Origin of the sequence: Streptomyces mauvecolor (genome assembly GCF_039532965.1) — a bacterium.
Taxonomy (GTDB): domain Bacteria; phylum Actinomycetota; class Actinomycetes; order Streptomycetales; family Streptomycetaceae; genus Streptomyces; species Streptomyces violascens.
This window is the reverse complement of the sequence record NZ_BAAASQ010000012.1, coordinates 425,609-441,691: the sequence shown is the minus strand read 5'-3', so window position 1 is coordinate 441,691 and position 16,083 is coordinate 425,609. Positions and strand designations below refer to the sequence as shown.

The 16,083-nt window shown below is 70.8% G+C and carries 14 protein-coding genes and 1 riboswitch; of the genes, 3 read left to right on the top strand and 11 right to left on the bottom strand.

All coding sequences use genetic code 11. The features are described from left to right. Positions 1-40: 40 nt before the first annotated feature. Positions 41-1,405: a peptidase C39 family protein gene (locus ABD346_RS18890; RefSeq protein WP_344376174.1), complete on the bottom strand. Its 1,365-nt coding sequence runs from the start codon at positions 1,403-1,405 to the stop codon at positions 41-43. A 271-nt stretch (positions 1,406-1,676) separates the two neighbouring features. Here ABD346_RS18890 and ABD346_RS18885 point away from each other — a divergent pair, with 271 nt between their 5' ends. Then, positions 1,677-2,327, top strand: a complete 651-nt coding sequence (locus tag ABD346_RS18885) for a uridine kinase family protein (RefSeq protein ID WP_344376173.1) — start codon at positions 1,677-1,679, stop codon at positions 2,325-2,327. 334 nt (positions 2,328-2,661) lie between these two features. Further along, entirely contained in the window at positions 2,662-4,557 is a 1,896-nt protein-coding gene (locus ABD346_RS18880; protein ID WP_344376283.1) for an AAA family ATPase, read from the top strand. Here ABD346_RS18880 and ABD346_RS18875 read toward each other — a convergent pair whose 3' ends face one another. The 10 genes from ABD346_RS18875 to ribD form a co-directional block, all read right to left on the bottom strand. Then, the gene (locus ABD346_RS18875) at positions 4,558-5,652 is read right to left on the bottom strand and encodes a hemolysin family protein (RefSeq protein ID WP_344376170.1); all 1,095 of its coding nucleotides are present in this window, start codon (positions 5,650-5,652) and stop codon (positions 4,558-4,560) included. Continuing rightward, positions 5,649-6,986: a hemolysin family protein gene (locus ABD346_RS18870; RefSeq protein ID WP_344376168.1), complete on the bottom strand. Its 1,338-nt coding sequence runs from the start codon at positions 6,984-6,986 to the stop codon at positions 5,649-5,651. Before ABD346_RS18870 ends, ABD346_RS18875 begins: the two co-directional genes overlap by 4 nt. Before the next feature lie 183 nt (positions 6,987-7,169). Beyond that, a complete protein-coding gene (locus ABD346_RS18865) occupies positions 7,170-7,649 on the bottom strand; it encodes a PH domain-containing protein (RefSeq protein WP_344376166.1) in 480 nt (159 codons plus the stop codon). Positions 7,650-7,717: 68 nt separating this feature from the next. Then, a complete protein-coding gene (gene hisG / locus ABD346_RS18860) occupies positions 7,718-8,566 on the bottom strand; it encodes an ATP phosphoribosyltransferase (RefSeq protein WP_189962264.1) in 849 nt (282 codons plus the stop codon). A gap of 47 nt (positions 8,567-8,613) precedes the next feature. Further along, entirely contained in the window at positions 8,614-8,895 is a 282-nt protein-coding gene (locus tag ABD346_RS18855) for a phosphoribosyl-ATP diphosphatase (RefSeq protein ID WP_189962263.1), read from the bottom strand. Between the two features lie 34 nt (positions 8,896-8,929). Continuing rightward, positions 8,930-9,415 carry a 6,7-dimethyl-8-ribityllumazine synthase gene (gene ribH / locus ABD346_RS18850; RefSeq protein ID WP_053724473.1) on the bottom strand — a complete coding sequence of 162 codons (486 nt, stop codon included), beginning with the start codon at positions 9,413-9,415 and terminating at the stop codon, positions 8,930-8,932. 37 nt (positions 9,416-9,452) lie between these two features. Beyond that, positions 9,453-10,751: a bifunctional 3,4-dihydroxy-2-butanone-4-phosphate synthase/GTP cyclohydrolase II gene (locus ABD346_RS18845; RefSeq protein ID WP_344376163.1), complete on the bottom strand. Its 1,299-nt coding sequence runs from the start codon at positions 10,749-10,751 to the stop codon at positions 9,453-9,455. Next, positions 10,748-11,392, bottom strand: a complete 645-nt coding sequence (gene pnuC, locus ABD346_RS18840; RefSeq protein ID WP_344376281.1) for a nicotinamide riboside transporter PnuC — start codon at positions 11,390-11,392, stop codon at positions 10,748-10,750. The genes ABD346_RS18845 and pnuC overlap by 4 nt, the downstream gene beginning before the upstream one ends. Before the next feature lie 5 nt (positions 11,393-11,397). Continuing rightward, the gene (locus tag ABD346_RS18835) at positions 11,398-12,006 is read right to left on the bottom strand and encodes a riboflavin synthase (protein ID WP_344376161.1); all 609 of its coding nucleotides are present in this window, start codon (positions 12,004-12,006) and stop codon (positions 11,398-11,400) included. 2 nt (positions 12,007-12,008) lie between these two features. After that, a complete protein-coding gene (gene ribD / locus ABD346_RS18830; protein WP_344376160.1) occupies positions 12,009-13,097 on the bottom strand; it encodes a bifunctional diaminohydroxyphosphoribosylaminopyrimidine deaminase/5-amino-6-(5-phosphoribosylamino)uracil reductase RibD in 1,089 nt (362 codons plus the stop codon). A 163-nt stretch (positions 13,098-13,260) separates the two neighbouring features. Next, positions 13,261-13,391: riboswitch (FMN riboswitch) on the bottom strand. Positions 13,392-13,677: 286 nt separating this feature from the next. Here ribD and ABD346_RS18825 point away from each other — a divergent pair. Next, positions 13,678-16,026: a chitinase C-terminal domain-containing protein gene (locus ABD346_RS18825; RefSeq protein ID WP_344376280.1), complete on the top strand. Its 2,349-nt coding sequence runs from the start codon at positions 13,678-13,680 to the stop codon at positions 16,024-16,026. Positions 16,027-16,083 lie beyond the last annotated feature (57 nt).

Genomic DNA, 16,083 nt, shown 5'->3' with positions numbered 1-16,083 from the left:
TAGAGACGTTCGTCACTGCCCCGGGGTGCCGACGGCCCGCTCAGCGGATGCCGACGGCCGCGAGCGCCTTGCGCTGCCCGGCCGTCGGGTACGCGGGCCAGTAGAGGTAGCAGACGCCCCCTGTGCCGGAGACCACTTTCCCGCTCGCGTTGTACCGCTTGGTCCGCAGCCACACGTTCTCGAATTCGCGCCGCTTGTACACGCGGCGGACGGCCGCGTCGTCGGGCGCCGCCGGATCGTGGGCGATCACGTCGCCGTCGGCGGTGAAGCCGGTCACCGTCATCAGGTGCCCCGCGGTGCCGTACCCCGCGCCGGTCAGCTCGGTGGCCAGGAAGGACTGGGACGTTATGGCCGGGATGCCCGCGCGGACCAGCGTCTCGACGTCGTTCAGCGACCGCAGCCGGGTCACGACGGAGCTCATGTCCCGGTACGTGGCGGCGTACGCGGCGTTGAAGGGCCAGTTGCCGCAGCCCGCGTACTGGTAGTCGTACGTCTGGCGGGCCGCCTGGCAGACCTGCGGGTCGGCGTAGGACGGGTCGACCCAGGCGAGGTCGGCCGGGTTCGGCTGCCGTCCCCAGTGCTCGATGATCATCTGTGAGGAGGTGGGGCTGCACCAGGCCTCGCCGCCGTTGTCGTACTGCGGGTACTGGCCCTTGTGGATCTCCTGCGAGTAGCTCGGCACCGCCAGCTCGCCCGCGAAACCCGGGGCCGAGGCGTCCACCGTGAACCGGTCCGGGATGTCGGAGGCCATCGCGCCGAGCCGCCACACGGTCGGCGTGAGCCGGCTGCCCGGGAGGCGGTGGAGGGTGACCCGCAGCCGGTAGGAGGCGAGGCGCAGGCCGGTGGCCGGTGTGTCGATGGCGAAGGTGTCCGTCGAGATCGAGCTCCTGCCGTCGCTCTGGCCGTCCACGGAGGTGCGCCGGATGTCGGTGTCGCCGTCGCCCGCCGTCCAGCGGCCCATGACGTACGCGGGTGTGGCGGACCCGTCCGAGTAGGTGCCGAGCAGCTCGACCTGGAGCCAGGTACCGGCCGGGGTGTGCGCGTTCCAGTGGGCGACGGCCTCGGTGGCGGGGACGGTGGAGCGGTGGGCCGGGGAGGTCCAGCTCGCGTACTCCCAGGTGGCGGTCCTGTTGGTGTGCGGGTCGGTGTAGGAGGTGGTTCCGGCGGGCCGGTCGATGACGATGCCGGGGCGGCGGCCGCCCTGGGCGCGTACGCCCTTCCCGGCGCCCGAGCGCCACTCGGCGTGCGAGGTCCAGGCCCGGTTGTCCACGAGCTGCTTGCCCTGTTTCGGCCGGGCCGGGCCGCCGGACGCGGCCGCGGGCCCCGACGAGGAGGTCACGACGGCACCGGCCGCGGCGGCGACGGCCGCGGCGAGGACGGTTCTGCGCGAGGTTGGGCTGGTCATGGTGGGACCCCCAGTCGGTTACGGATGGGGCGGCTAGTGCACGACAGCGGGCCCACTATCTCGGGTCCGATGCCCTTGGGCCAGTGATTCGTCACGCGTCCCGCCTCCAACATTGGTCTCGTCCACTGGCGTGACCTGGGCGGGAGCCGGAGGCTCGTGGAATCGGCCATGAAGGCCCGGGCGGCGGGCGCCTCCCCCGGGCACCGGGTACGGTCGGAACCCCCGCACCGGGGGACATCGACCGCCGCCCCCGCACCACCAGGCAGGACGCATGCACAGCACGCCGCGCCCCGACACCGCCGTGACCCAACTGGCCGCTCTGACAAGGGAGTTGCCGCCGTCCTGCGGCCCGGTGCGACTGATCGGGGTGGACGGGCACGCGGGCTCCGGCAAGTCCACGTTCGCGGCTCGCCTCGCTCAGGCGCTGGGCGGGGCGCCGGTGCTGCACCTGGACGATCTGGCCACGCACGAGGAGTTCTTCGGCTGGACGGACCGGTTCCGCCGCCAGGTGCTCGACCCGTTCGCACTCGGCGAGGCGGCGAGGTACGACCCGTACGACTGGCATCTGCGGCGCTTCGGGGACGCGCGCGCCCTGGAGCCCGCGCCCGTGGTGCTGATCGAGGGCGTCGGGGCCGGCCGCCGGGCGCTGCGGCCCTCGCTCGCCCTGCTCGTATGGATGGAACTGGACGCCGAAGCCTCCTGGGGGCGGGGCCGGCGCCGCGACGGAATCGGACTCTCCGCTTTCTGGGACGACTGGACGGCGGCGGAGATGTGCCATTTCGCCGAAGATCCGTCGAGACCCTTCGCCGACACCCTGGTACGCCAGGTGCAGGAGGGGTACGAGTGGTTCCCGGGGCCCGATTCCGCACCCCGCGCGGATGGTTTCCTCACCCACCGTGACGACCTCACCCCACCGCACTGAACAGTCGCAAAACAGCCCACCGAGTGCCTCAACTCCGCTTGACCCAGGGGCCATACAGGTCTTACGTTCTCAATGTGCGGCTTTCCGAAGCCGCCGCGGACGCGAAGCCCCCGGTTGTTCCCCCGTGATCGGGGGCTTCGTTCTGCCTCTTGCCCCTCAACCGGGCCGTCACGCAGGGCATTTCACTCACCCTGTGTCACCATCGATGCTCCCCCCGCGCCCCCTTCGGCAGTGGGCCTTCCCGCAGGTACGATGCACATCGGTGCGGTCAACTCCCGTCAATTCCGTTGTGTGAATGGGCGGTTCAGCACGGGGCACGGTGGTGGGGGACGTGATGGACTTCGGCACTACGGGCGCACACGCCCCGGCCGATCTCGCCTGGCTGCGCGGTGTGGATGCGTACACCATGGGCGCATATCCGCAGGCCGAGGAGGAGTTCCGCACGGCGGTGCGGCTCGACCCCTCGATGGCGGACGGCTGGCTCGGGCTGCACGCGCTGCGCGTGGACACGACGACCGCGCTGCTTCGCATGTACCGGCACCGCGAACGCTTCGGCGAACAGCGGGCGGGCCACCGGCGCACCCTCAACTCCTGGTACTGGCTCGGCTGGTGGGTCCAGCCGGTCCTGGAGAGCCCGCGCGATCTGCTGCTGGCCCATGCCTCGCACTGGCTGGACGGGCGCCATGTCCCGGAGCTGGACCGGGCGTTGGCAGGACTTCCGCCCGTCGACACCGATCCGCAGGTGCGCTTCCTGCACGCCTGCCGCGCCTATCTCGTCAAGGACTGGGAACAACTGGTCCGCCACACCGAGCCGTTGGTCGACGACCCGCTGCTCGGCATCGAGGCCGGTCTGTTCGGCGGGATGGCCCGGGTCCGCCTGGAGATGTTCGGCCAGGCAGAGCCGCTGCTCTCGGCCGCGCTGATGCGCTGTCGCAGCGAGCAGCCCCAGCGCAAGGAGCTGCGCTACTGGCTGGCCCGCGCCCACGAGGGCACCGGTCGCTCGGCCGCGGCGCTCCCCCTGTACCGGGCGGTGCACCGCGTCGACCCGGCGTTCATGGACACCTCGGCACGGCTCACCGCGATCACCGAGAACGACGGGTTCGACGGCTCGGAGGAACCCCCCGACCTGGCCGCGGTCGCCCTGTCCGGCTTCGGCGACACCGTCGAGGCGGAGGCCGAGGCCGCCCTCGGCATGGATCAGCCCGAGGGCCGCGAGTTCCGCCTCGGCGGCGAGCCGCAGGCGCCCCTGTCCGGCCCGCCGGAAGCCGCGCGCGACGGCGCACGGCACAAGCCCGGCATTCCGGCGCAGCCCGGCGCGCCGCAGTTCCCGGCCGGGCCCACCGATCCGGTGCTGCTCGCCGAGGCACTGGCCGAGCTGGAGCGGATGGTGGGGCTCGAACCGGTCAAGCGTCAGGTCAAGGCGCTGTCCGCGCAGCTCAACATGGCGCGGCTCAGGGCCAGTCAGGGACTGCCGGTCCAGCCGCCGAAACGTCACTTTGTCTTCTCCGGCCCCAGCGGCACCGGCAAGACGACGGTGGCGCGCATCCTGGGCCGGGTCTTCTACGCGCTGGGACTGCTCGGCGGCGACCACCTGGTGGAGGCCCAACGAGCGGACCTGGTGGGCGAGTTCCTCGGCCAGACCGCCGTCAAGGCCAACGAGCTGATCGACTCGGCCCTTGGCGGCGTGCTCTTCGTGGACGAGGCGTACTCGCTCTCCAACTCGGGCTACAGCAAGGGCGACGCATACGGCGACGAGGCGCTGCAAGTGCTGCTCAAGCGCGCCGAGGACAACCGCGACCATCTGGTGGTGATCCTCGCCGGCTATCCCGAGGGCATGGACCGGCTGCTCGCCACCAATCCGGGCCTGTCCTCCCGCTTCACCACCCGCGTCGACTTCCCCTCCTACCGTCCCCTGGAACTCACCTCGATCGGTGAGGTGCTCGCCGGGGAGAACGGGGACGCGTGGGACGAGGAGGCCCTTGAGGAGCTGCGCTCGATCAGCGGGCACGTCGTCGACCAGGGCTGGATCGACGAGCTCGGCAACGGCCGCTTCCTGCGCACCCTGTACGAGAAGAGCTGCGCCTACCGGGACTTGAGGCTGTCGATGTACCCGACGACGCCGACCCGGGACGACCTGTCCACCCTGCGCCTGCCCGATCTGATGCAGGCGTACGGGGAGGTCCTGTCGGGTCGCGGCCCCACGCGCCGCGACCCGCAGGATCCCCTCTAGCTATCCGGCCAGCGCCTGCTGGGCCTGTTCGCCGCGCGGCTCGGCCAGACGGGCCAGCGGGGTGGGCTCCTCTCGGTGGGCGGGGTCGCGGACCTCGCCGACCAGCTTTTCGAGGACGTCCTCCATGGCGACCAGGCCGAGCACCCGGCCGGAGCCGTCGACGACCTGGGCGAGATGCGTTGCCGCGCGGCGCATCACGGTGAGGGCGTCGTCCAGGGGAAGTTCGGCCCGCAGGGTGGCGAGCGGGCGCCACAGGTGCTGCGGCACCGCGCGCTCCCGGTCCTCCACGTCGAGTACGTCCTTGACGTGCAGGAAGCCCATGAAGGCGCCGCCCTCCGCGCACACCGGGAAGCGGGAGTATCCGGTGCGTACCGTCAGCTCCTCCAGCTCCCTCGGCGTCACCGAGCAGCCGACCGTGACCAGGGACGCCCGGTCGAGCAGGACGTCCGTCACCGGGCGGCTGCCCAGCTCCAGGGCGTCCTCCAGGCGTTCCTGGGCCTCGGGTTCCAGGAGCCCGGCCTGGCCGGAGTCCTCGACGAGGCGGCCGAGCTGGACACTGGTGAAGACGGCCTCCACCTCGTCCTTCGGCTCGACCCGGAACAGTTTCAGGATGAGCCGCGCGCAGGCGCCGAGCGCGATCGTCACCGGCTTGCAGACCCGGGCGAAGGCGACCAGGCCCGGGCTGAACCAGAGCGCGGTCTTCTCGGGCGCCGCCATCGCCAGGTTCTTCGGAACCATCTCGCCGATGACGAGGTGGAGCGAGACCACCAGGGCCAGCGCTATGACATAGCCGAGCGGGTGGACGAGGCCCTCGGGGATCCGGGCCGCCTGGAAGACGGGCTCCAGGAGCCGCGCCACGGTCGGCTCGGCGACCGCGCCGAGCGTCAACGAGCAGACGGTGATGCCGAATTGGGCCGCGGCCATCATCTGCGGCAGGTTCTCCAGGCCGTGCAGCACCTGGCGGGCCCGCGCGGAGTCGGCGGCCAGCGGCTCGATCTGGCTGCGGCGTACGGAGACGAGCGCGAACTCGGCGCCGACGAAGAAGCCGTTGGCGAGCACGAGCAGCAGCGCGAACAGAAGTTGAAGCAGGCTCATCGGGACGCCTCCGCCGCGGGTGCGTCGGCCGTCCGCACGAAGCGGACCCGCTCGGCGCGGTACCGCTCTACCTGGCGGACCTGGATCCGCCAGCCGGGCACCTCGACCCGGTCGCCCGGTACCGGGATCCGGCCGAGCAGATCGGCGACCAGGCCTGCGACGGTCTCGTACGGGCCCTCGGGTGCGTCCAGGCCTATCCGGCCGAGCGAGAGGACGCGGCAGCTGCCGTCGGCCTCCCAGGCGGGCCGGCCGTCCTCGCCCGCCACCACGGCGAGTTCGGGCCGTGCGGCGTCCGCGCCGTCGTGCTCGTCGCGGACCTCGCCGACGAGCTCCTCGATGATGTCCTCGAGGGTGACCACGCCGGCCGTGCCGCCGTACTCGTCGACGACCACGGCTATCGGCTGTTCGCTGCGCAGCCGCTCCAGGAGCTGCTGCACGGGCAGCGTCTCCGGGACGAGCAGCGGCGGCACGGCGATCAGGCCGACCGCAGTGCGCAGCCGCTCGGGCGGCCGCACGGCGAGCGCGTCCTTGAGGTGGACCATGCCGACGACCTCGTCGATCCGCTCCCGGTAGACCGGGAAGCGGGACAGGCCCGTGGCGCGGGTGAGGTTGAGGACGTCGGCGGCGGTCGCGGTGGTCTGCAGGGCGCTGACCTTGACGCGCGGGGTCATCACGTTCTCGGCCGTCAGGTGGCCGAGCGAGAGGGTCCGTACGAAGAGGTCGGCGGTGTCCTGTTCCAGCGCTCCGGCCCGCGCCGAGTGCTTGACCAGGGAAACCAGTTCGCCGGGCGTGCGGGCGGAGGCCAGCTCGTCGGCCGGCTCCACGCCGAGCGCCCGCACCAGACGGTTGGCGACGGTGTTGAGCAGGGAGATGACCGGCCGGAAGAGCCGCGAGAAGCGGTCCTGCGGCCCGGCCACGAAGCGGGCCACCTGGAGCGGCTTGGAGACCGCCCAGTTCTTCGGCACGAGCTCGCCGATCACCATTTGCACGGCGGCGGCGAGCAGCATGCCGAGGACGACGCTGATGCCGGAGACGGCGCCCGCCGGAAGGCCGGTGGCGCCGATCGGCCCGTCGAGCAGGTCGGCGAGCGCGGGCTCGGCCAGCATGCCCACGACGAGCGAGGTGATGGTGATGCCGAGCTGGGTTCCGGAGAGCTGGAAGGACAGCTCACGCAGGGCGCGCACCACGGTGCGGGCTCTGCGGTCGCCGTCGGCGGCGGCACGCTCGGCGTCCGGCCGGTCGACGGTGACCAGGCCGAACTCGGCCGCCACGAAGAAGCCGTTGGCGAGGATCAGAAGGAATGCCGCGAAGAGCAGCACGAGCGTGATGGTCATGCCGCCGCCTCCTGGGAGGGGGCGGCGCAGGTACTACCGGACGATCCGTCCATTGCTGGAGGGAGTCACTCCTCGGGTCGCTGGTGCCCCGCGGCCGATGGTGCCGGCCCATGTGCGGGGCGGGGCGCACTCGGCGCCGCCGACATCAGGGTAATCAAGATGCTGCCAGGTGGGGCAGGGGGCTCAGCCGTTGTCGCTAGCCGTGCCGGGTGAATCGGCGCCCGTGCCGTGGGTTTCGGCGAGCGCGCGCAGCGCCTTGGCGTCGCGGATGGCCCGCGCCTTGCCGATGCCGGGCTGGATGCCGAGCGCGGGCAGGCTGGTGCCGTCGCTGAGGTCGAGGAAGACCCAGGGGTCGCCGGGGCGGAGGTTCACCCGGAGGATCTCCGCCCAGGCGAGGCGGCGCCTCGCGGTGAGGTTGACGACCGTGACGCCCGTGTCGTCGGCGACGACCTTGGGCCGGCTGAGCAGCACGAGCACCCCGGCGAACAGGGCGGCCATCAGGATGAAGCTGCCCCGCTCGCCCCCGCTCAGGGTTTCCAGGAGCAGCGACATCACCGTCATGGCGACGAACATGGCGGCCGCGCTGATCAGCAGGACGGCCCGGGTGCGGGTCGGCCTGAACGTGACCGGCAGGGCGGGGGGCTGGGGCGCGGGGGCGGACACGGTGTCGTTCGCTTTCGTCGCTGTCTTCGGTGGCGCTGTCTTCGGTGGCGCTGTTTCCGGCCGGCCGGTCAGAGGCGGCAGGCGTGGATGGCCGTGGTGAGGATCGCGCGGGCGCCCAGCTCGTACAGGTCGTCCATGACCCGCTGGGAGTCCTTGGCGGGGACCATCGAGCGGACGGCGACCCAGCCCTCGTTGTGCAGCGGGGAGATGGTCGGCGACTCCAGGCCCGGGGTGAGGGCCACGGCCCGCTCCAGGTGCTCGGCGCGGCAGTCGTAGTCCATCATCACGTAGCTGCGGGCCACCAGGACGCCCTGGAGGCGGCGCAGGAACTGCTGCACCTTGGGGTCGTCGGCGTCGGCGCCGGTGCGGCGGATGACGACGGCCTCGGACTTCATGATCGGCTCGCCGATGACTTCGAGGCCCGCGTTGCGCAGCGAGGTGCCGGTCTCGACGACGTCCGCGATGATCTGGGCGACGCCCAGCTCGATGGCGGTCTCGACGGCGCCGTCCAGGTGCACGACGGAGGCGTCGACTCCGTTGTCCGCGAGGTGCTTGGCGACGATGCCCTCGTAGGAGGTGGCGATCGTCATGCCGCCGAAGTCGGCGATGCCGCTCGCGGTGCCGGGCTTGGTGGCGTAGCGGAAGGTGGAGCGGGCGAAGCCGAGCGGCAGGATCGCCTCGGCGTTGGCTCCCGAGTCGACCAGGAGGTCCTGGCCGGTGATGCCGATGTCGAGCTTGCCCGCGGACACGTAGATCGCGATGTCCTTGGGGCGCAGGTAGAAGAACTCGACCTCGTTGACGGGGTCGACGAGGACGAGCTCCTTCGACTCCTTGCGCATCTGGTAGCCGGCCTCATGGAGCATCGCCGACGCAGGTCCGGACAGTGAACCCTTGTTGGGAACGGCGATGCGCAGCATGAGGTCAGCTTCCTTCTTGTGCGGGGTGGTGTGGGATGCGGGCGGGCTCAGAGGTGGGCGTAGACGTCGTCGAGGGAGATCCCGCGCGCGACCATCATCACCTGGACGTGGTAGAGCAGCTGCGAGATCTCCTCGGCGGCGGCTTCCTTGCCCTCGTACTCGGCGGCCATCCAGACTTCGGCGGCCTCCTCGACGACCTTCTTGCCGATGGCATGCACGCCCTTTTCCACCAGCTCGGCGGTGCGGGAGGTGGAGGGGTCGCCGTTGGCGGCCTTGAGCTGGAGCTCGGTGAAGAGCTCTTCGAAACTCTTGGAGGGTTTGTTCGCCATGATGCTTCTTAGAGTAAGGGGTGGGCCCCGTCGCTCAGCGCCAGGGTTCGCTGACCGTGCGCAGCGTGGCGGCGGTGGCCACGGCGGCGGTGACCGCTTCATGACCCTTGTCCTCGTTCGACCCTTCGAGACCGGCCCGGTCCAGGGCCTGCTCCTCGGTGTCGCAGGTCAGCACGCCGAATCCGATGGGTACGCCGGTGTCGACACTGACCTGGGTGAGGCCGTTGGTGACACCCTGGCACACGTACTCGAAGTGCGGGGTACCGCCCCTGATGACGACGCCGAGTGCGACGACGGCATCGTAGCCGCGACCGGCCAGGACCTTCGCCACGACGGGCAGTTCGAAGCTGCCGGGGACGCGCAGCAGCGTCGGCTCGTCGATGCCGAGTTCGTGCAGGGCGCGCAGGGCGCCGTCGACGAGTCCGTCCATCACCTTCTCGTGCCACTGTGCCGCGACCACGGCGACACGGAGGTCCCCGCAGTTGCGTACGGACAGTTCGGGTGCGCCCTTGCCACTCACGTGCTCTCCTCAGGTGTTTCCGGTGTGCTTGCTTGGCTTACTGGTTGCCGCAGGCGGACATCGGCGTCGATGCCGCGTCCAGCCACGGAAGGTCGTGCCCCATGCGGTCCCGCTTGGTGCGCAGGTAGCTCAGGTTGTGCTCGCCGGCCTGGACGGGCATGGGCTCGCGCCCCGACACCTTCAGGCCGTGCCGTACCAGCGCGGTGATCTTGTCGGGGTTGTTGGTCATGAGCCGCAGGCTGCGCACGCCGAGGTCGGCGAGGATCTGGGCGCCGGCCGCGTAGTCGCGGGCGTCGGCGGGCAGGCCCAGTTCCAGGTTGGCGTCGAGCGTGTCGCGGCCGCGCTCCTGGAGTTCGTACGCGCGCAGCTTGGAGAGCAGGCCGATGCCCCGGCCCTCGTGGCCGCGCAGGTAGACCACGACGCCGCGGCCGGCCTCGGTGATGCGTTCCATGGAGGCCTGGAGCTGGGGGCCGCAGTCGCAGCGCAGCGAGGAGAAGATGTCGCCGGTCAGGCACTCGGAGTGGACCCGGACCAGGACGTCCTCGCCGTCGCCGATGTCGCCGTGGACCAGGGCCACGTGCTCGACGCCGTCGACGGTCGAGCGGTAGCCGTAGGCGGTGAACTCACCGGCGGCGGTGGGCAGTTGGACCTCGGCCTCGCGGCGCACGGTCGGCTCGGCGGAGCGCCGGTAGGCGATCAGGTCCTCGATGGAGATGATCGTCAGGCCGTGCTTGCGGGCGAACGGGACGAGTTCCGGCAGGCGCAGCATGACGCCGTCCTCGCCCGCGATCTCGACGATGGCGCCGGCCGGGGCGAGCCCCGCCAGCCGCGCGAGGTCGACCGCGGCCTCGGTGTGGCCGTTGCGCGCCAGCACGCCGCCGGGCTTGGCGCGCAGCGGGAAGATGTGGCCGGGGCGTACGAAGTCGCCGGAGGCGGAGCGGCCGTCGGCGAGCAGGCGCAGCGTGGTGGCTCGGTCGGCGGCGGAGATGCCGGTGCTCACGCCGTGCTCGGCGCTCGCGTCGACGGAGACGGTGAAGGCGGTCTTCATGGACTCGGTGTTGTGGTCGACCATCTGCGGCAGGTCGAGCCGGTCGAGGTCCTCGCCCTCCATGGGCGCGCAGATCAGGCCGCGGCACTCGCTCATCATGAACGCGACGATCTCGGGGGTGGCCTTCTCGGCGGCGACGACGAGGTCGCCCTCGTTCTCGCGGTCCTCGTCGTCGACGACGACCACGGGCCTACCGGCCGCGATGTCGCGGATGGCCTGCTCGACGGGGTCGAGGGAGAGGTCCTCGCGGTTGTCGGGGGTGTACCAGGTGGGTGCGTGCGTGGTCATGCCGTCGCTCCTTCCAGGACGGGCTTGACGCTCGTGCGCGAGCGCAGCCACCAGTCGCGCAGGCCCCACAGGACGAGCGCGCCGTAAATGACGTAGACGAAGCCGGAGAAGGCGTATCCGTTGGCGAAGTTGAGGGGGACGCCGACGACGTCGACGAGCAGCCAGGCGAACCAGAACTCGACCATGCCGCGGGCCTGGGCGAACATCGCGACGATGGTGCCGACGAAGACGTAGGCGTCGGGCCACGGGTCCCACGACAGGGCCGGGTAGGCGGTGAAGAGGGCCGCGACGGCGACCGTGCCGAGGGCGGCGCCGCCGAGCAGGAAGGCCCGCTCGCGCCAGGTGGCGAACCGTACGGCGATGGAGCCGTCCTGCGCCTGCCGGCGGCCCCGGCTCCAGGCGAGCCAGCCGCCGGCGGCCACGACCATCACCACGACCTGCTTGCCGGCGCTGCCGGAGAGGTGCCCGGCGGCGAAGGCGACGAAGAGGATGAGGCCCGACACGAACTGGGCGGGCCAGGTCCATATGGACCGGCGCCAGCCGAGCGCGAGGGCTGTCAGACCGATCGTGTTGCCGATCATGTCCGACCACTTGATGTGCTGACCGAGGACCGTGAAGGCCTCGCCGTTCAGCCAGTTCACTGCGCTCACTTGTCGTTCCCCCCGTGGCTCGCGCCGAGCAGCCGCTCGACGTACTTGGCGATGACGTCGACCTCCAGGTTGACCGGGTCGCCGGGCTGCTTGATGCCGAGCGTGGTCAGCGCGAGGGTGGTCGGGATGAGGCTGATGGTGAAGTAGTCGGCGGCGGCCTCGACGACCGTGAGGCTGACGCCGTCCACGGTGATGGAGCCCTTCTCGACGACGTACTTGGAGAGGTCACCGGGCAGGGCGATCTTGACGATCTCCCAGTTCTCGGAGGGGGTGCGGGCGAGCACCGTGCCGGTGCCGTCGACGTGGCCCTGGACGATGTGCCCGCCGAGGCGGCCGCCGACGGCCATGGGCCGCTCCAGGTTGACCCGGGAGCCGACGTCCAGGGCGCCGAGGCTGGAGCGCTTCAGCGTCTCGTCCATCACGTCGGCGGTGAACTCGCCGTCGCCGAACTCGACGACCGTCAGACACACGCCGTTGACGGCGATCGAGTCGCCGTGTCCGGCGCCCTCGGTGACGACGGGGCCGCGCAGACGGAAGCGGGAGGCGTCACCGAGGTTCTCGATGGCGGTGACTTCGCCCAGCTCTTCGACGATTCCGGTGAACACGTTCAGCGCTCCTTGGCGAGAGGGGTGGCAGTGATGCGCAGATCGGGGCCGATGCGCACGGTCTCGGTGATGTCGAGCCGCAACGCCTCGGTGATGGTGGAGATTCCTGCGCCGGCGAGGGCGGTGGGCCCGGCGCCGAGCAGGGCGGGTGCGAGGTAGCCGACGACCTTGTCGACGGCGCCCGCGGCGACGAAGGCACCGGCCAGCGTGGGGCCGCCTTCGAGGAGTACGGAGCGCACGCCGCGGGCGTGGAGAGCGGCGAGCAGCGCCGGGATGTCCAGACCGGTGGCGGTGCGCGGCAGGCGCAGGACCGCCGCCCCGGGCAGGTGGGCCGCATTGGCGTCCTCGGCGACCGCGATGAGGGTGGGCGCCGCGTCGTCGAGGATGCGGGCGCCGGGCTTGACCGCGGTGGCGTTGGTGTCGACCGCCACGCGCAGGGGCTGAGTGGAGCCTTCGATGCCGCGGACCGCGAGGTGCGGGTCGTCGGTGCGTGCGGTGCCGGAGCCCACGACCACGGCGTCGGACTCGGCGCGCAGCCGGTGGACGTCGGCGCGGGCTTCGGCGGAGGTGATCCAGCGGCTGGTGCCGTCCTCGGCGGCGGTCCTGCCGTCGAGGGTCGCCGCGTACTTCCAGGTGACGTGCGGGCGGCCGAGCCGGACGGAGGTGAGCCAGGCGGTGTTGACCGCCTCGGCCTCGTCCGCGAGGAGGCCCCGCTCGGTCCGGACGCCGGCCGCGCGCAGGGTGTCGGCGCCGCCGGTGGCCTGGGGGTTTGGATCGCCGACCGCGTAGAAGACGCGGATGACACCCGCCGTGATGAGCGCCTGGGCGCAGGGGCCGGTGCGGCCGGTGTGGTTGCAGGGTTCGAGGCTGACGTAGGCGGTGCCGCCACGGGCGCGCTCACCTGCGGCTTCGAGGGCGTGGACCTCGGCGTGCGGGCCGCCGGCCCGCTGGTGGAAGCCCTCGCCGACGACCGCGCCGGAGGCGTCGGTGATGACGCACCCGACGACCGGATTGGGGCTGGTGGAGCCGAGTCCGCGCGCGGCGAGCTCAATGGCTCGGCGCATGGCGTCTGCGTCGGCTGCGGTGGCCACCGGGTCCTCCTGCCTCTTCGGGCACGGACTCCGGGGCCTGTCGATGACGACAGAAAGCGGGAAAAGACCATCGCGCACAGCTCACGCCACGGCCGAAAGAGACCGGTGCCTTGGACGGCGACCGGTAACAGACGGCCGGCGCGACCGTGGAACGGTCCGCCCGCCGCGCACTGCCTCCCATCCGGACTTTCACCGTCGGTCCAGGAATTTCACCTGGTCAACCGGCCGCTGGATGCGGACGGGTCGCGGACTATTACCGCCGGTTCGGAATTACACCGACCCCGGAGTGCGCTGCTGCTGGTACAGGGCCAGTGTGCCACGCCTGATCGAAGGCCATGCGAGCGAGGGGATGTGGCCTGGCTCACAGGATGGCCGGATTCGAGCGGCACTCCAGCGAGGACCCGGCGGCACCCCAGGCACGGGGGTCTCCTTTGGTCCATACCTATTGACGCACTGGTCTAGTCCTTTTAATCTCTGCGTCACCTCCGAGGAGAGGCCCGCCGGTGTGCGCACGCCGGGGCCGTGCACGACCACCGCCATGTTCGTTGTGTTCCGCCCGACCTCCCAGGAGGAACTGCTCGTGCTCTCCCCCACCCACAGACGGGCCGCGCTGCTCACGACCGCCACCGCGGTCGCCGGGCTGCTGTTCGGCTCGCTGTCCACCGGCGTCTCGCAGGCCGCCGCGGACAATGAGGCCTGTCGCCCCGACGGGCTCTACAGGACTCCGGGCGTCGACGTCCCGTACTGCTCGGTGTACGACACCGACGGCCGCGAGAAGATGGGCGCCGACCACCAGCGCCGCGTGATCGGCTACTTCACCGGCTGGCGCACCGGCCAGGACGGGACGCCCGCCTACCTCGCCTCCGACATCCCGTGGGACAAGGTCACCCACATCAACTACGCCTTCGCGCACGTCGGTTCCGACAACAAGATCTCCGTCGGCACCGACAGCGAGAAGAACGCCGCGACCGGAATGACCTGGCCCGGCGTCGCGGGCGCCGAGATGGACCCCTCGCTCCCGTACAAGGGACATTTCAATCTGCTCAACAAATTCAAGAAGCAGCACCCCAACGTAAAGACCCTTGTTTCTGTGGGCGGCTGGGCCGAGACCGGCGGTTATTTCGGTGACGACGGCAAGCGCGTCGACTCCGGCGGCTTCTACTCCATGGCCACCAACACGGACGGCTCCGTCAATCAGGCGGGCGTCGACACGTTCGCCGACTCGGCGGTCGCCTTCATCAAGAAGTACGGCTTCAACGGCGTCGACATCGACTACGAATACCCGACGACCATGAAGGACGCGGGCAACCCGCTCGACCTGACGATCTCCAACGCCCGCCGGGCCGGACTCGTCAAGGGCTATGCGGCCCTGATGAAGTCGCTGCGCGAGAAGCTCGACCGCGCGGGGGCGGCCGACGGAAAGCACTACCTGCTGTCGGTGGCCGCGCCCTCGTCCGGCTATCTGCTGCGCGGCATGGAGACCTTCCAGGTCCAGCAGTACCTGGACTACGTCAACATCATGTCGTACGACTTGCACGGCGCCTGGAACCAGTACGTCGGCCCGAATGCCTCGCTCTTCGACGACGGGAAGGACGCCGAACTCGCGGCCGCCGGCGTCTATTCCACCTCCCAGTACGGCGGAATCGGCTATCTCAACGCCGACTGGGCCTATCACTACTTCCGCGGTTCCCTGCCGGCCGGGCGCATCAATATGGGCCTGCCGTACTACACGCGCGGATTCCGGAATGTGCAGGGCGGCAGCAACGGGCTGTGGGGGAAGGCGCCTTCGACGAATTGCCCGGCCGGTGCGGGGCTCACCGCCTGCGGTGACGGTGCCGTCGGCATCGACAACCTCTGGCACGACCTGGACGCCAACGGCAAGGAGGCGCCCGCCGGTTCCAACCCGATGTGGCACGCCAAGAACCTGGAGAAGGGCATCGTCGGCGACTACGTCAGCAAGTACGGCCTCGCCTCCGACAGCAAACTGACCGGCAGCTACGTCCGCCAGTACGACGCGACACTGGTGGCGCCCTGGCTCTGGAACAACCAGAAGAAGGTCTTCCTGTCCACCGAGGACGAGCAGTCCGTCAACGCCAAGGCCGACTACGTCGTCGACAAGGGCATCGGCGGCACCATGGTCTGGGAACTCGCCGGCGACTACCAGTGGAACACGGCCAAGGGCCAGTACGAGCAGGGCTCGACGCTGACCGGCGCGATGTACGACAAGTTCAAGTCGGCCGCCCCCTACGGCAACAAGCGCTCCACCATCGATCTGCCGACGCAGGCGCTGAACATCGGCGTGGACTTCGGGCAGTTCCCGCTCGGCGACTCCAACTACCCCATCAGTCCCAAGGTGACGATCACCAACAACACCACGGCGACGCTGCCCGGCGGCACGGAATTCCAGTTCGACTACGGCACTTCGGCCCCGGCCAACGCCAAGGACCAGTCCGGCTTCGGCACGACGATCGTGCGCAGCGACCACACCGCGGCGAACAACATCGGCGGACTGAAGGGCGACTACAACCGCGTCTCGCTGAAGCTGCCGGGCTGGCAGTCACTGGCCCCGGGCGCCTCGGTCACCCTCGACTTCGTCTACTACCTGCCGGTTTCCACCCCCTCGAACTGGACGGTGACCTTCGGTGGCAAGACCTACGCACTGGCCGGCGACCACACCCGGGGCGCCGCGGTGAGCGACCCGGGCGCCTCGCCCTCCCCTACGCCTTCGGGCTCGGCAAGCCCTTCGCCGTCACCCACGCCTTCGGGCGGCACGTGCGCCGCGCCGCTCTGGTCGGCGGGTTCGGAGTACGGCGGCGGCACGACCGTCTCGTACAAGTCGCACACCTGGAAGTCCAAGTGGTGGACGAAGGGCGAGGAACCGGGTACTACCGGTGACTGGGGAGTCTGGCAGGACCTCGGCGCCTGCTGATCCGGCTCCCCGCCCCATACGCCCGGCGGCGGTCTCCCGGCCCTTGGCCGCCGTCGG

Excerpts from the sequence above, each read along its gene's own strand:
- ABD346_RS18890 (WP_344376174.1), bottom strand. The coding sequence starts at position 1,405 with ATGACCAGCCCAACCTCGCGCAGAACCGTCCTCGCCGCGGCCGTCGCC.
- ABD346_RS18885 (WP_344376173.1), top strand. The coding sequence starts at position 1,677 with ATGCACAGCACGCCGCGCCCCGACACCGCCGTGACCCAACTGGCCGCT.
- ABD346_RS18880 (WP_344376283.1), top strand. The coding sequence starts at position 2,662 with ATGGACTTCGGCACTACGGGCGCACACGCCCCGGCCGATCTCGCCTGG.
- ABD346_RS18875 (WP_344376170.1), bottom strand. The coding sequence starts at position 5,652 with ATGAGCCTGCTTCAACTTCTGTTCGCGCTGCTGCTCGTGCTCGCCAAC.
- ABD346_RS18870 (WP_344376168.1), bottom strand. The coding sequence starts at position 6,986 with ATGACCATCACGCTCGTGCTGCTCTTCGCGGCATTCCTTCTGATCCTC.
- hisG (WP_189962264.1), bottom strand. The coding sequence starts at position 8,566 with ATGCTGCGCATCGCCGTTCCCAACAAGGGTTCACTGTCCGGACCTGCG.
- ABD346_RS18855 (WP_189962263.1), bottom strand. The coding sequence starts at position 8,895 with ATGGCGAACAAACCCTCCAAGAGTTTCGAAGAGCTCTTCACCGAGCTC.
- ABD346_RS18845 (WP_344376163.1), bottom strand. The coding sequence starts at position 10,751 with ATGACCACGCACGCACCCACCTGGTACACCCCCGACAACCGCGAGGAC.